The 15,867-nt window shown below is 46.4% G+C and carries 14 protein-coding genes; all 14 read left to right on the forward strand.

The window, feature by feature from the left end:
• The first annotated feature begins 30 nt into the window (after window positions 1-30).
• The 14 genes from miaB to rodA all read left to right on the forward strand — a co-directional run bounded on the left by miaB (window position 31) and on the right by rodA (window position 15,860).
• Window positions 31-1,380 carry a tRNA (N6-isopentenyl adenosine(37)-C2)-methylthiotransferase MiaB gene (miaB, locus tag ABD943_RS07600; protein WP_345292584.1) on the forward strand — a complete coding sequence of 450 codons (1,350 nt, stop codon included), beginning with the start codon at window positions 31-33 and terminating at the stop codon, window positions 1,378-1,380.
• 25 nt (window positions 1,381-1,405) lie between these two features.
• Window positions 1,406-2,425, forward strand: coding sequence for a PhoH family protein (locus ABD943_RS07605; protein WP_345292585.1), 1,020 nt, complete (start codon window positions 1,406-1,408; stop codon window positions 2,423-2,425).
• Complete coding sequence (gene ybeY, locus ABD943_RS07610) at window positions 2,425-2,913, forward strand: rRNA maturation RNase YbeY (RefSeq protein WP_345292586.1); 489 nt, start codon at window positions 2,425-2,427, stop codon at window positions 2,911-2,913. Before ABD943_RS07605 ends, ybeY begins: the two co-directional genes overlap by 1 nt.
• Before the next feature lie 48 nt (window positions 2,914-2,961).
• On the forward strand, window positions 2,962-3,813 hold the full coding sequence (locus ABD943_RS07615; protein ID WP_345292587.1) for a CorC family transporter: 852 nt from the start codon (window positions 2,962-2,964) through the stop codon (window positions 3,811-3,813).
• A gap of 431 nt (window positions 3,814-4,244) precedes the next feature.
• Entirely contained in the window at window positions 4,245-5,768 is a 1,524-nt protein-coding gene (gene lnt / locus ABD943_RS07620; RefSeq protein WP_345292588.1) for an apolipoprotein N-acyltransferase, read from the forward strand.
• A gap of 126 nt (window positions 5,769-5,894) precedes the next feature.
• On the forward strand, window positions 5,895-6,365 hold the full coding sequence (locus ABD943_RS07625) for a hypothetical protein (protein WP_345292589.1): 471 nt from the start codon (window positions 5,895-5,897) through the stop codon (window positions 6,363-6,365).
• Between the two features lie 576 nt (window positions 6,366-6,941).
• Entirely contained in the window at window positions 6,942-9,548 is a 2,607-nt protein-coding gene (gene leuS, locus ABD943_RS07630) for a leucine--tRNA ligase (protein WP_345292590.1), read from the forward strand.
• A gap of 55 nt (window positions 9,549-9,603) precedes the next feature.
• A complete protein-coding gene (locus ABD943_RS07635) occupies window positions 9,604-10,113 on the forward strand; it encodes an LPS-assembly lipoprotein LptE (RefSeq protein ID WP_345292591.1) in 510 nt (169 codons plus the stop codon).
• Window positions 10,114-10,124: 11 nt separating this feature from the next.
• A complete protein-coding gene (gene holA, locus ABD943_RS07640; protein WP_345292592.1) occupies window positions 10,125-11,222 on the forward strand; it encodes a DNA polymerase III subunit delta in 1,098 nt (365 codons plus the stop codon).
• Window positions 11,223-11,232: 10 nt separating this feature from the next.
• The gene (gene nadD, locus ABD943_RS07645; protein ID WP_345292593.1) at window positions 11,233-11,904 is read left to right on the forward strand and encodes a nicotinate-nucleotide adenylyltransferase; all 672 of its coding nucleotides are present in this window, start codon (window positions 11,233-11,235) and stop codon (window positions 11,902-11,904) included.
• Between the two features lie 8 nt (window positions 11,905-11,912).
• Window positions 11,913-12,257, forward strand: coding sequence for a ribosome silencing factor (gene rsfS / locus ABD943_RS07650; protein ID WP_345292594.1), 345 nt, complete (start codon window positions 11,913-11,915; stop codon window positions 12,255-12,257).
• Window positions 12,258-12,275: 18 nt separating this feature from the next.
• Window positions 12,276-12,746, forward strand: coding sequence for a 23S rRNA (pseudouridine(1915)-N(3))-methyltransferase RlmH (rlmH, locus tag ABD943_RS07655; RefSeq protein WP_345292595.1), 471 nt, complete (start codon window positions 12,276-12,278; stop codon window positions 12,744-12,746).
• 53 nt (window positions 12,747-12,799) lie between these two features.
• Window positions 12,800-14,752 (forward strand): penicillin-binding protein 2, encoded by a 1,953-nt coding sequence (gene mrdA / locus ABD943_RS07660; RefSeq protein WP_345292596.1) that lies wholly within the window; start codon window positions 12,800-12,802, stop codon window positions 14,750-14,752.
• Complete coding sequence (gene rodA / locus ABD943_RS07665; protein ID WP_345292597.1) at window positions 14,736-15,860, forward strand: rod shape-determining protein RodA; 1,125 nt, start codon at window positions 14,736-14,738, stop codon at window positions 15,858-15,860. The genes mrdA and rodA overlap by 17 nt, the downstream gene beginning before the upstream one ends.
• Window positions 15,861-15,867: the final 7 nt, after the last annotated feature.

The following is a 15,867-nucleotide window of genomic DNA, read 5'->3' on the forward strand; positions in this document are numbered from 1 at the left end:
TTGTGAAGCGTCAGGAGCAAGTAAGGTCACATGAGCAAGAAATTATTTATCAAAACCTGGGGTTGTCAGATGAATGAATACGATTCGTCTCGTATGTCAGATCTGTTGAACAAAACTCATGGTTTAGAAGCGGCGGCATCGGCGGAAGAGGCTGATGTGGTGCTGCTGAACACTTGCTCGATCCGCGAAAAAGCTCAAGAAAAAGTGTTTTCGCAACTGGGTCAGTGGAAGAACTTAAAAAAAGACAATCCTGATTTAATTATTGGGGTTGGTGGTTGCGTGGCGTCGCAAGAAGGCGAAGCAATTCGTCAGCGTGCGCCGTATGTGGACGTGATTTTTGGTCCACAAACGCTACACCGCTTGCCTGAAATGATTAAAGAGGCCAGTGGCGAAGGTACCACCAAAAAAGCGGTGGTTGATATTACGTTTCCTGAAATCGAGAAGTTTGACCGCTTGCCAGAACCGCGTGCTGAAGGCCCGACGGCCTTTGTGTCGATTATGGAAGGGTGCTCGAAATACTGCTCTTTCTGTGTCGTGCCTTATACCCGCGGTGAAGAAGTCAGCCGTCCGTTTGATGATGTGCTTGCTGAGTGTGCACAGTTGGCAGCGCAAGGTGTCCGTGAAATTAATTTGTTGGGGCAGAACGTGAATGCGTACCGTGGCCCTACCCACGAAGGTCACACCGCTGATTTGGCGGAACTGATTACTTATGTCGCCGCTGTTGATGGCATCGATCGCATTCGTTTTACGACATCACACCCAGTGGAATTCTCCGATCGCTTGATTGAGGTGTATGAAGACGTGCCTGAGCTAGTCAGTCACTTACACTTGCCGGTGCAAAGCGGTTCCGATCGTGTGTTAGCACTAATGAAGCGCGGTCATACCGCTCTTGAGTACAAGTCGAAAATTCGCCGCCTACGCAAAATTCGCCCAAACATGTCAATGTCGTCGGACTTTATCATTGGCTTCCCTGGCGAAAGCGAAGCGGATTTTGAAGATACCATGAAGCTGATTGGCGAGATTGGTTATGATCATTCGTTTAGCTTTATTTACAGCGCGCGCCCGGGCACGCCAGCATCAGATATCGTTGATGACACTCCGATGGAAGTGAAAAAGCAACGCTTGTCGATTTTACAGCAGCGTATCAACCAGCAGGCATTTTCAATCAGCCGTAATATGGTTGGCAACAAAGAGAAAATCTTGGTTGAAGGGCCGTCTAAGAAAGATCCAATGGAGCTTCGTGGTCGTACTGAAAACAATCGCATCGTGAACTTTGTAGGGCCGCACAGTTTGATCGGCAAGTTCGCGGAAGTGACGATCACCGATGCTTTCCCAAATTCATTGCGTGGTGAGTTTGAGCCTGATGGCTTGGTTCACTAAGTTAATTATTGTCATAGGATAATTCTTGTCTCAATTATCAAACGAAACCTTTGAACTGCTTCCGGCTGATAATAATCGTTTATCAGCTTTGTGTGGCTACCTTGATGAACATTTAAAACATATCGAGCGACGTTTGGGCGTTGAAGTCAATGTTCGTGGAAACTCGGTGAGCTTGATCGGCGAAGGTATCAATATCGCCGCCGCGCGTCAGGTGGTTGAAGGCTTATACGCCGATACCGCTAAGAAGAAAGTGTTAGATAGCGCCGATGTGCATTTAGCGATCCAAGAAATTTCTACGGAGTTAGAGTCGGCAAAACCTAAAGGTCATGTTGACGATAACGTGACCTTAGTGACAAAGCGTGGCCTGATTAAGCCGCGTAGCCCTAACCAGAAACAATATCTGCAAAATATTATTCACCATGACATCAGTTTTGGTATTGGCCCTGCGGGTACGGGTAAAACCTACCTTGCCGTGGCGAATGCCGTTGATGCGTGGGAAAAGCAGCAGGTTCGCCGTATCTTGCTAACGCGCCCAGCGGTCGAGGCGGGCGAGCGACTGGGTTTCTTGCCTGGCGATTTAGCACAGAAAGTCGATCCCTACTTACGTCCTTTATATGATGCCTTGTATGAAATGTTTGGCTTTGAAAAAGTGGCTAAACTGATGGAACGTAATGTGATTGAGGTTGCGCCGTTGGCTTATATGCGTGGTCGAACCCTCAATGATGCTTTTATTATTCTGGACGAAAGTCAAAATACCACGGTTGAACAAATGAAAATGTTCTTAACCCGTATTGGCTTTAGTTCAAAAGCAGTGGTCACTGGTGACATTACACAGGTCGATTTACCGCGTGGCCAAAAATCTGGTTTGCGTCACGTCATCGATGTTTTGAAAGATGTTGACGGCATCAGCTTTACCTTCTTTCAGTCGAAAGATGTGGTGCGCCATCCAGTGGTACAGCGTATCGTCCAGGCTTATGAAGATGCCGATGTGGCAGAGGCGAGGCGTGCGGCCGATACGGCTAATGATGCGGCAAAAAAATTGTAATGAGTATCATTGATCTCGCATTAGAAGTCGCTGTCGCTAACCCGAAAATTCCTGAACAAAAACAGTTTCTCGCTTGGGCGCAGGTCGCTGTCTCTATAGTTTTGGATAGTGAACAACCAGCATCTTTGTCGATCCGAGTGGTTTCCAGTGAAGAGAGCCAGCAGCTCAACTTCCAATATCGTGGAAAAGACCGTCCGACCAATGTCTTATCATTCCCTTTTGAGTTACCGCCAGGTTTGCCGCAGGACTTACTTCCTGAAGAGCAAATTTTAGGCGATCTAGCGATTTGTGCGGACATTGTTGAGCTGGAAGCAAAAGAGCAGCAGAAACAAATCGAGCATCACTGGGCGCACATGGTCGTGCACGGGTGCTTGCATTTGTTAGGCTACGATCATATAAAAGATGAAGAGGCTGAAATCATGGAGGCGCTAGAAGCTGAGGTTTTGGCTGGACTTGGCATAGGAAATCCCTATGTCATTGAAGAATAACGTGTTTATACTAGTGTGTTTGGCAATTAGAGGACAAGATAAAGCGCCATGAGCGATGACAAACCTCCGTCGAGGAGCTTCCTTCAACGAATTTTCGATATATTCCATTCTGAACCCCAAGACCGCCAGCAGCTGGTGGAAGTTCTGCGGGTGGCAAAAGACGATAAACTGATCAAAACCGATTCCTTGGCGATGATGGAAGGTGTTTTGCAGGTTGCAGAAATGCAGGTGCGAGACATTATGATTCCACGGTCGCAAATGAATGTGATTCATGAAAACGCGACGCTGCAAGAGATTCTACCGATTGTCAGCGAAACAAGACACTCGCGCTATCCCGTGGTCGGTGAAAATCGTGATGATATCGAAGGCATCATGTTGGCCAAAGAGTTGTTGAGCTATGCTTTTGACGAAGATGGGCGCGAAAACTTTGATATTAAAGATGTTTTACGTCCAGCCTACATTATTCCAGAGAGTAAACGCCTAGATATCTTGCTGACCGAATTCCGCTCAAAGCGTAATCACATGGCGATTGTGGTCGATGAATATGGTTGTGTTTCAGGTCTGGTCACGATTGAGGATGTGTTGGAGCAGATTGTCGGTGATATTGAAGATGAGTTTGATATTGATGAAGAAGAAAGCAATATTAAGTTGCACTCCAATGGCGAATACATCATTAAAGCCCAAACCGATATTGAAGACTTCAATGAGCGCTTAGGCTCGGACTTCTCGGATCAAGAGTTTGATACCATTGGCGGTTTGTTGGTCAATAAGTTCGGACACATGCCTGAGCGTGAAGAAACCATTAAGATGGGTGACTTCAAGTTTACCGTGTTAAATGCCGATCAGCGTCGGGTTCACTTATTACGAGTAAAACCGTTGGTGCAAGAGCAGAGCTCATAGCTTTCTTGGCTGGAACCCTAGCAATGTGATTCCTGCGAAGGTGACCGAAGAAAAAGTGTGTGGTGCGGGTATCATGTAATGTATGTTTTAAATGTTCATTTTCTTTGCTTGTCCAAAGAAAACGAACCAAAAGAAAAGACACCCCAAAAGTTAGGCCTAAAGGGCAACCCTCAGGGTTAAAAATTATTAACGCGCCGCAAAACGAAACATCCTTGTTTCGTTTTTGCTAAATTGGGCTTTCCTTGCCCAATTTGCCCTAAAATTTTGAATCCTGAGGCTAACTTTTAAGGGGGAGTAGGCGCTAACTGTTAGATTCCTGCTTAAGAATAACGTATGCAGTTAATCGTTTTATTTAATGTTTTATGAGTTTGGAATTAACTGCCTGATTTCAATATAAATGTAATTAATCAAAATAGTTTAGAGAGTCAACGATGACAGAAAAATTTGCCAGTCCAAACGGCTGGCTGGCATTTTTTATTGCCCTTATTTCAGGAGCCGTCTATCCCTTAGCGTTTGCCCCTTTGAATTGGTGGCCATTAGCGCTCGTTTCGATTGCGGCCTTGTGGTGGTTGCTTACTGATAAAACGGCGAAACAAGCTTTCCGACTCGGTTGGGGTTATGGTTTTGGTGTATTCCTGGCTGGTGTGTCGTGGGTTTATGTTTCCATTAATACCTTTGGCAACGCCTCGTCACCGCTTGCGGTTATTCTGACCATTCTGTTCGCAGCTATTCTCGCTCTGTTTTATGGGCTTTTAGGTTGGCTGATGCAAAAGTACTTTAGTCGGTACTCACTGGTTTCAAGAGTTATTCTGTTTAGTATTATTTGGGTCGGGCTTAACATCGCCCAAGGTTCTTGGTTCGTCAGCTTTCCATGGCTATACGCAGGTTACAGTCAAACCGAAGCTTTGATGCAGGGGCTCGCTGGGTTTTTAGGCGTACACGGTGTTACGCTATTTGTCGTTATCTTGAGTTGTTTACTGTCAGAGGTGGTGTCGACGAAAGGTTACGCCCAGCAACGACGATTTATTGTCCCAATTTTAATGGTTGTAGTGATTCCGTTTATCGCGACACTGCACATGTATTCAAAGTCACCGAGTAAAGAGCAAACCTTAACGGTAGCTTTGGTGCAACCGAATATCGATCAGCACATCAAGTGGGACCCTCAGTATTTCAACGCGATTATGTCTGGTCTTTTCGAGCAGACTGAGCCTTACTGGGGCGCGGATCTGGTGGTGTGGCCAGAGGGCGGTATTCCATCATTTGAGAATCGTGTGCCAGGATTGATGGCCGAACTGGAGCAAAAAGCTCAAGACAGTGGTACTCAATTCATTACCGGCATCCCGATGTATGAGCCTGAGAATCGTAAGATTTACTATTCGGGCATTCGCATGTTGGGTAACCATAATCAGGCCTATCACAAGCAGCAGCTGGTCCCTTTTGGCGAATACATACCTTTTACTGAACTTTTGCGCGGCGCAATCGACTTTTTTGATTTACCCATGTCGAGCTTCACGCCAGGCGATGCAGCTCAAGAACCGTTGCGAACTGAGAAAGCAGCACTGGTCCCTGCAATTTGCTATGAAATTGCCTTTTCAGGTTTGATTCAAGGCCTCGGAAAGCAATCACAAGATCAATTCACCGCGATTTTAACCATCAGCAACGATACTTGGTTTGGCGACAGCTGGGGGCCATTGCAACACTTCCAGATCGCTCAAATGCGTGCCATCGAAACCGGGTTACCCGTGATTCGTGGCACTAATAATGGCCTAACAGCCGTCATCGCCTCAAACGGCCGCGTGATGGAACAAATCCCACGCTTTGAACGCAAAGTTCTTGCCGGCGCTTATCTTCTTGATAACAAACCTACTTGGTTCTTACAGTATGGGTACTGGACGTTATTGGTGTTAGTGATTGGTTTGTTGGGCGTAGCGTTTGGCTTGAGAAAATACACTTAACCATATAGGTTGGGATAGTCGTTAGACGTAACCCAACAAGCTTTTCGATGGGTTGCGCAGGCTAACCATCCTATTTGAGGTGTTCGGTTTATATTATTTAGAGGAGTATATGAGGGAATATGATTTATGGTTAAGTTATTAGGCTTTACATTGCTACTAGCCGTTTCAATAACTAGTTTAGAGGCTGCTGAAAAAAATGTCCCTATTGAAGTTGTCGATCAACAGTTTAAAACATTAATTATAGAGTCTTTAAAAAATAACAATATTGACCATGATGTGTATGGCGATCATATCTGGATAAAAAACTCTGACTTAAATGCATTTGATAAAATAAGTTCAGACATTGAGCATGAGTACGCTCCTCCGTCGGAGCGTACTGTTAGTATTCATTCTATATACTTGCAGCGGTTTAAAGAACGACTGCAGGAGTCGGATATTAAATATACGATAGTTGAGTGGAATGGCTCTAACAATATTGTTTTAGAGAATAAGGAAGACATTTCTGAGGTTAGAGTTATAAAGTTCGAAGTGATGAACGAAACTAGGTCTAACCTTCGGGAAGACTTAGAGAAGAAAAGTTTGCCTATATTTCGATAGTTATGTAAGTTGAAATAGTATTTATATGCAAGCCAAAACTCAAGGCTAACACCAATCCCCCCTTTAAAAGTTAGCCTCTTCATTTGAAATTATAGGGCAAATTGGGCAGGACAGCCCAATTTAGCAAAGACGAAACAAGGCAAGCAGTGCTCCCGGCATTGCAACCGCATTCCCCACGTCCCTGTGGGTCAGAGTTTCGTTTTGTGGCACGTCAATAATTTTGAATGATAAGAGAAGCCGTTAGGCCTAACTTTTGGGGCGAGTTTTTTTTGTTCGTTTTCCCTAAAGGGACTTCCTTTGGTCGTTTGCTCGATCAAAAAATGAACTACTTTGTGTTAAGTTTAGTGATTAAGCATAAGTACATTTCCCCTATCTAAAGATCCCCGCCTTCGCGGGGATGACGTCGAATGATGAAAGTTATAACTTTAGTTAGGCCACAAACCCTGAAAACCCTAACAATTAACCTTGTTGCTCTCCCCCCTGTCAGGTAACATTAACGGTTTGTAGTTTGAGGCTGTGCGGGGCTTTTAGCCTGTTTCCTCTTTATCCTATTTTATAAACAAAGATTTTCAGACAATGCAACTAACTGAGCACTACCAACCTTCTGAAATTGAAGGGAAAATTCAAGAAAAGTGGCAAAAAAATCAAACCTTTAAGGCGGTCGAGGATGCTTCGAAAGAGAAGTTTTACTGCCTGAGCATGTTCCCGTATCCGAGTGGTCGATTACACATGGGCCACGTTCGTAACTATACGATCGGTGATGTGGTGTCGCGTTTCCAGCGTATGCAGGGTAAAAATGTGATGCAGCCGTTTGGTTGGGATGCGTTTGGTTTGCCTGCTGAAAATGCGGCGGTGAAGAATAATGCGTCGCCTGCACCTTGGACTTACGAAAATATCGAATACATGAAAGGTCAGTTGCAGACGTTAGGTTTTGCTTTTGACTGGGACCGTGAGTTTGCGACCTGCCAGCCTGAATATTACCGCTGGGAGCAGTGGTTCTTCACTAAGTTGTACGAAAAAGGCTTAGTCTATAAAAAGACTTCATCGGTTAACTGGTGCCCGAATGACCAAACGGTATTGGCTAACGAGCAAGTTATCGATGGCACTTGCTGGCGCTGTGATACACCAGTTGAGCAGAAAGAAATTCCGCAGTGGTTTATTAAAATCACGGACTATGCGGAAGAGCTGTTAGACGATATCGAGAAGCTCGAAGGTTGGCCTGACATGGTGAAAACCATGCAGAAGAACTGGATTGGCCGCTCAGAGGGCGTTGAAGTTGAATTCGATTTTTCTGAAGGTGATAACCTTCGCGTTTATACCACACGCCCAGATACATTGTATGGCGTTACTTATCTTGCGGTTGCGGCGGGACATCCAATTGCGGCGATGGCAGCTGAGAAGAATGATGAGCTTGCTGATTTCGTACACGAATGCAAAAACAGTAAGGTGTCGGAAGCCGACATGGCGACCATGGAAAAGAAAGGTATGGCGACCGGCTTGTACGCCAAGCATCCGCTAACCGGCAAAGACGTACCGATTTGGGTGGCGAACTTTGTCTTGATGGATTATGGCACGGGCGCGGTAATGGCGGTTCCTGCTCATGATCAGCGTGATTATGAATTTGCAACAAAGTACGGCATTGATAAAGCCGAGGTGGTGAAGCCCGCTGATGGCTCTGAGCTAGATATTAGTGAAGCGGCTTATACCGAAAAAGGTATCGTGATTAATTCGGGCGAATTTTCGGAAATGCCTTTCGATAAAGCCTTTGATGCGATTGCAGAAAAATTAGAATCGATTGGTAAGGGTAATAAAACAGTAAATTATCGTCTGCGTGACTGGGGCGTGTCGCGCCAGCGTTATTGGGGAGCACCAATCCCGATGGTGAATATGCCAGACGGCTCAGTGGTTCCTGCACCAGAAGACCAGTTACCAGTGCGCCTACCAGAAGATGTAAAGATGGACGGCGTGACCAGTCCGCTCAACACGGACGACGAGTGGAAAAAAGCGGTGATTGATGGTGTTGAGGGTATTCGAGAAACCGACACTTTTGATACCTTTATGGAGTCGAGCTGGTACTACGCGCGTTTTACTTGCCCGAATTATGAAGACGGTATGCTCGACCCTGAGAAAGCGAATCATTGGCTTCCAGTCGATCAGTATATTGGCGGTATTGAACATGCCACCATGCACTTGTTGTATTTCCGCTTCTTCCACAAGCTATTGCGTGACATGGGCTTAGTCAATTCTGACGAGCCTGCGAAAAAACTATTGTGTCAGGGCATGGTTTTGGCTGACGCTTACTACTATGTGGATGACAAAGGTGCGCGTCATTGGGTGTCGCCGCTAGAAGTCGAAGTGGTCGAGCGTGATGATAAAGGTCATATTGTTAATGCCGTCGATAAAGACGGTAATTCAGTGACTCATGCTGGTATGACCAAAATGTCGAAGTCGAAAAATAACGGTATCGATCCGCAGTCGATGGTCGAACAGTATGGCGCAGACACCATGCGTTTATACACTATGTTCGCGTCGCCGCCGGATCAGTCATTGGAGTGGCAAGACTCTGCGGTAGAAGGTTCGCTGCGTTTCTTACGCCGTTTGTGGAAGATGGTGCAGTCGCATCAGCAAAAAGGCGCGGTCAGTGAGCTAGACGTATCGAACTTGAATAGCGATCAAAAAGCTTTGCGTCGCAAAACACATGAAACTATCGCTAAAGTCACGGACGATTATGATCGTCGCTTTACCTTTAATACAGCGATTGCAGCGGTGATGGAGTTGTTGAATCATGCTGCGAAAGCCGAGGAAATGTCAGAGCAAGATCGAGCGGTGCTGCATGAAGCATTAGAGACAGCGGTTCTGTTATTAGCGCCAATCGTGCCGCACGTGTGTTCTGAGTTGTGGACGGCGTTGGGTGAGTTGGTTAATGATAGTGACCGTGTTGATGTGGTTGATGCCCAGTGGCCGACAGCCGATAAATCTGCCATGGTGCAAGATGAAAAGCTGATCGTGGTTCAGGTCAACGGCAAGGTTCGTGCCAAAATTACTGTGTCAGCCAGTGCGTCGAAAGAAGAAATTGAAGCTTTGGCAATTGAGGATGAACATGTGGTGAAGTTCACTGAAGGTAATACCATTCGCAAAGTGATTGTGGTTCCGGGTAAACTGGTCAATATCGTTGCTAATTAATGGTAACTGTACTAATGGTAACTATAGAAAGTTAAACGCGAATATTAGGATGTTAATGAAAACACGTTTATTACTGATAGTGATTGTCTTGAGTGGTTTGTTAACGGCTTGCGGCTTTCACCTGCGTGGCGCTGGAACCGATCTGGATGGAGCCAATGTTTGGTTATTGAGTAAAACGCCTAATGCGGATTTTGAGCGAACGTTGAAACAACGCTTGGCCTATCAAGGGGCTAACCTGGTGGAGGCTGCTGAAGATTCACAGATGCAGTTGGCGATTGTGGGTTACAGTACTGAGAAACGTACCGTTGCTCGTGATAGTTTTGGGCGCGCCAGTGAGTTGGAATTGATTTTTACGCTGCAATATCAACTGCTAACACCACACATGGTGACAGAGGGGGAGCCGGAAACGCAAACTCTTAACAGTCGTCGTGAATTTGCTTATCAGAGAACGCTGGAGTCAGGGCAAGTGAATGAGCAGCAACGCTTAATCGACGATATGCATCAAGGTGTGATCAATCGCCTGTTATTACAGATGGCAACAACGCATCACCTTACGCCAAATTAACGAGATCATTTGTGAAGGTTTATCCTGAAAAATTACAGCAAACATTAAATCAACAGGGGCTTGATAAAAGAGTCTCAGTGTACTTGGTTGCTGGTGATGAGCCTTGGCAGCAAATGGAAGCGGCGGATCAGATCCGAGGCCATTGCAAAAAACAGGGTGTACTGGAACGCCAAATCATTGAAGATTCTAACGCGGCTAACCCACTGACGGATCAGGCTGGAACCATGTCTCTGTTCGCCGAGAGTCGTTTGCTTGAGTGGCGATTTGATAAGTCCATAAAAAAAGCTCAAGGCGAAGCGATTCAAAGCTTTATCAATAGTCAGCCAAGTGATGTTTTATTAATTACGGCGCCAAAGCTCTCCAACGAAAAGCGTACCTCATGGTTTAAAACGCTAGAGCAAGCGGGCATCGTGGTCGAGGTATGGCCGATCCCTGCGGAGCGGTTAGGCGGTTGGTTACGTCAGCGTGCGACGAATCTGAATGTGCAGCTCGATAACGACGCTGTACAAGTCTTAATCGAGCGCTGTGAGGGGAATCTACTAGCGGCGCATCAAGACTTGCAGATGTTATCGTTGCTAGCTGAAGGTAACGTGATCACTGGCGACAATATTCGCCAGTATGTCGGCGAAAACGCGCGCTACTCGACGTTTGAGCTGGGCGATGCCTGTTTAGCGGGCCAAGCCGATCGTGCCTTGCGTATGCTGGCCAGTATTGAAGCCGAAGGAACTTATCCTTTGCCCATCGTTAACCAGTTATTGCGCGAATGCCAAAGTCTTGCCAAATGGTCAGAAGACATTGCAGCAGGCAGTTCGATTCCAGAGATTTTCAAGGCTAACCGTGTCTGGCCCAAAAAACAGAAAGTGTTACAGGTGGCTCTAAGCAAGGGCAGCGTCAAAAAATGGTATGCGATGATTCAGCGCTTAACCATGATCGATAAAGGGGTTAAAGGCCAAGCGGATATTGATGTGTGGCAAGAATTATCTTATGTGGTTTGCTTAATTGCTGGCGTTAATCCTTTCCGAGCCACAGTAAAGCCCTCTAAACAAAAGCCTTCGCAGGCGGCTACTGAAGGTTTGAGCGATCTTAAAAAAGCCTTTGGTATGTCGTGAGTCGTGACAGATGAGTAAGTCCACCTCTATAGATAAGCCAATCCATATCATCCTCGGTGGAACCTTTGATCCTGTGCATTTTGGGCATCTGCGCATGACACAGGAAATGTTGAACCGCTTCCCAACGGCAAAAGTCTCATTAATGCCCGCCGCCTATCCGCCGCATCGTCCACAGCCTGGGGCGACGCCACAGCAGCGTATTGAAATGCTGCAGTTGGTGCTCGGAAAATATCCCCAGCTATCGGTTGATACGCGCGAACTAGAGCGCGATGAGCCGAGTTACAGCGTGGTGACTTTGCGCAATATTCGGCAGGAGGTGGGTGATGCTTGTTTGGTCTTTTTGATGGGGACGGATGCCTTTGAAAAGCTCAACGAGTGGTATGAGTGGAAGGCGTTGATGAAGTTGACTAACATTTTGGTCGTGGGTCGCCCGAGCAGTCAGTTACCAACTACTGGAGAGGTCGCTGATTTTTATCATGAACATTCGATTGAGTCGCTGGATGAGCTTCCGCAGCACCGCTTTGGCAAAGTTGGTTTTTGCCAAATGCCACAGCTGGATATTTCGTCGACCTACATTCGAGAGCAAATAAATCAAGGCTTTTCACCCCGATTCCTATTACCTGATGGTATACTAGACTACATGAATCAGCATGGCCTATATGGCTTAAACCCTAAGAGTTAAGGTAATCAATGCAAGTCGAGCAATTAAAGAACGTTGTTGTTGAACAGTTAGAAGATTTAAAAGCTAAAGAAATCAGCGTGTTAGACGTGACCGGCCTGAGTACAGTAACCGATTATATGGTTGTTGCCAGCGGTACATCGAATCGTCATGTTAAATCAGTCGCGCACAATTTAGTGAGCGAAATGAAGGATCAGGGCGTACAACCACTGGGTGTCGAAGGCGATGATGTTGCTGAATGGGTACTGGTGGATTTAGGCGATGTGGTGGTTCACATCATGCTAGCTCAAACCCGAGACTTTTATCAGTTAGAAAAGCTGTGGGATCCCAACTGGAAAGAAGCTCGTTCACAGTAATCTCGTTGGTGTGACGCCATGCAGCTACGCTTAATCACCGTCGGTCAAAAAATGCCAAGCTGGGTTGAACAAGGCTACGACGAATATGCCCGACGATTCCCCAGAGATTTTCAGTTGGAACTGATCGAAGTTCCGGCGGTCAAACGCGGAAAGAATGCGGATATCGCACGCTTGACCGACAAAGAGGGCGAGGCCATGTTGTCCCATGTTTCGAGTGGAGACTGGGTTATCGCTTTGGATGTAAAAGGTAAGCAACTGTCGACACCACAACTTGCGCAGCAAATTGAACACTGGCAACAGCATCATCCCAATGTCGTCTTATTTGTCGGTGGCCCGGAAGGTCTAGCGCCAGCTTGTTTAGATAGAGCAAACCAAAAAATCTCTTTATCGAATTTAACGTTTCCGCATCCTCTGGTTCGGATCATTGTTGCGGAGTCCTTATATCGAGCCTGGTCGGTGACGGTGAATCATCCATATCATCGAGAATAATGTTCAATTACAGATGTGAAACAGAAACCTCAGCAATGGTTTAATCATCCTCTATGTTAAAACAACGCGAAGCCATTAAAGACGTCGGTCGAGAAACTTCAATGTTTTTCGTGCGTTGTGTGATCGCTCTGATCATCGTTTTTGGGTTGATGATTTTTCTCTTAGTTCGTGAGTTTAAGCTACAAGTCATTGAACACAATAAGTTCCAAACTCAATCTGAAAACAACCGTATTCGAGTTCAACCTGTCGCCCCTGTTCGCGGTCTCATATACGACCAGTCGGGCAAGCTTCTGGCGCAAAACCGCTCAATTTTTGCGTTGGAAATCGTTCCCGAGCAAGTTAATGATATGCAGGATACGATTGCTCGACTGCGCGAGATGTTTGATATTTCCGATGAGCAAGTTGCGAAATTTTTAGAGCAGGTCAAGTTCCGCCCTAAATTTAACTCTTACGCCATAAAAACCAATCTTGACGAAAGAGAGGTCGCTGTATTTTCGACCAGTCAGCACTTTTTCCCCGGGGTTAGTGTCGAAGCAAGGTTAGAGCGCTATTACCCTTATGCCGCCAGTCTTGTCCATGTTTTAGGAAGAATGGGCGCTATCACTCAAGACGATCTGATCAGGATGGATGAAAAGGATGTGCAACAAAGCAAGGAAATCGGCACGACCCGTCAGCGGTATGCTGCGACCAGTAAAATGGGTAAGTTAGGGCTGGAACGATATTATGAGAATGAGTTGCACGGAGAAGTAGGCAGCGAGAAAGTGGAAACCGATGTTCGTGGTCGGGTGGTTCGCGTCTTGGAGCGGGAAGAGCCGAAAGCGGGTAAAGATATCCACCTTTATTTGCACTTAGGCTTGCAGCGGAAAATAACCCAGTTGATGAAAGAAAAGGGCGTACGGGGTGCAGTGGTTGCAGTCGAGCCTTCTACTGGTGGGGTGTTAGCCATGGTTAGTCAGCCAGCTTATGACCCCAATATGTTTACTGGGGGAATTTCCAGCAAAGAATATGCCAAGTTATTAACACCAGAGCGTCCGCTCTACAATCGAGCAGTACAAGGAACTTACCCACCAGCATCAACCATTAAGCCACACTTGGCATTCTTGGGCCTCAAGGATGGTGTTATTACACCCAATACACGTGTCGCTGATCCCGGCTGGTTTTCTTTACCCAATAATGATCATCGATACCGTGACTGGAAGGCCTGGGGCCATGGTGCGACAGTCGGTGTGATGCAGGCCATCGTCGAGTCGTGTGATACCTTTTTCTATGATCTTTCAGTACGCCTCGGGATTAACAATATCCATGAAGGCATGACGCAGTTTGGGTTTGGCCAGAAAACAGGCATTGATATTGTCGAAGAAAAGGTCGGTATCATGCCGTCGCGGGAGTGGAAAAAATCAGCGCGTGGCGAACCGTGGTATAACGGCGATACGGTAAATATTGGTATCGGGCAGGGCTTCTGGACGGTTACTCCCCTTCAATTGGCTAATGCAACGGCGGTACTGGCGAATGATGGTATTCGCTATAACCTTCAGTTGGCGAAAGAGTTTGCTCAAGACAATGTTTATGAGGCCAACACGCCTGTGATGGCTTATCATCAGATTGATACCAGCGATGGTAGCTGGCTCGATCTGGTTAAAGATAGCATGAAGCGAGTGACCGAGCCCCCAAAAGGTACAGCGAAGACGGCGTTTGCTGATGCAGAATATGTTGCTGCGGGTAAAACCGGGACGGCACAAGTGCGAAGTATTGCTCAAGACGAGGAATACGATGCCACAAAAATAGCAGAAAAATTCCATGATAATGCCCTATTTATCGGTTACGCTCCTTTTGAGCAGCCAAAAATAGCGCTTGCCGTAATGATGGAAAATGCTGGCGGTGGTGGCTCGAATGCAGCACCAATAGCGCGCGAAATTTTAGATTATTATTTGTTAGAAGTGTTAACCATCAACCAAGCTGAGACCGCTGAGAATCAAGAGGAGACCGCCAATGGCGCTGCGAACTAGTGCGGCCAATACTCATAAAGCGCGCCGAAGTTTACTGTGGCGGTTGCATATCGACGTGCCGCTTTTAGTCGGTTTATTGGCATTGATGGTGTTTAGTTTGTTGGTGGTTTACAGCGCAGGTGGTGAAAGTTTGGCCTTGGTTAAACGCCAGCTCATTCGATTTGGTGCTGGCTTAACCGTCATGCTGTTATTGGCCCAAGTGGCACCGAGAACATTGAAAGAGTGGGCGCCCTTGTTTTTTGTTGTCGGGATTGGGTTCTTGTTGGCCGTGCTGTTTTTTGGTGAATCGAGCAAAGGGGCGCAACGTTGGATTGACATTGGAGTAAGATTCCAGCCCTCAGAAATTATGAAGTTAGCGGTGCCGATTATGGTGGCGGCTTACCTTGCTGATAAAGCTTTACCACCAACTTTTAAGCACTTATTAGTGAGTTTGGTGTTGGTGATTATGCCGACAGTGTTGATTATGATTCAGCCTGATCTTGGGACGTCACTGTTGATCGCAGCCTCGGGTTTCTTTGTCATCTTCTTTGCTGGATTACGTTGGCGCTACATTTTAGGAGCGCTGGGTGTTGGTCTGATATTGGCGCCGATTATGTGGTACTTCACGATGGAAGAGTATCAAAAAGGGCGAGTACTGACCTTTTTGAATCCAGAAAGCGATCCATTGGGCTCGGGCTATCATATTATTCAATCGCAGATTGCGATTGGTTCCGGTGGTATTTATGGAAAGGGTTGGCTTAATGGCACACAGTCGCAGCTGGAGTTTTTGCCAGAACGTCACACCGACTTCATCTTTGCGGTACTCGGCGAAGAGTTCGGTTTAATTGGAATTATTATTTTGTTGGCGCTGTACTTTTTTGTGATATGGCGTGGACTTTATATCAGCTTACAGGGTCAAGATAGTTTCAGCCGGTTACTGGGTGCGGCCTTAACCTTAACCTTTTTTGTTTACTTGTTCGTAAATATTGGCATGGTCAGTGGTTTGCTGCCAGTGGTCGGGTTACCATTACCGTTAATTAGTTACGGTGGGACCTCGATTGTGACTTTGATGGCGAGTTTTGGAATATTAATGTCGATCCAGACTCATCGAAGACTGCATTCGGCATAAAGTCTCG

This window comes from Kangiella marina, from assembly GCF_039541235.1.
GTDB classification, from domain to species: Bacteria; Pseudomonadota; Gammaproteobacteria; order Enterobacterales; family Kangiellaceae; genus Kangiella; species Kangiella marina.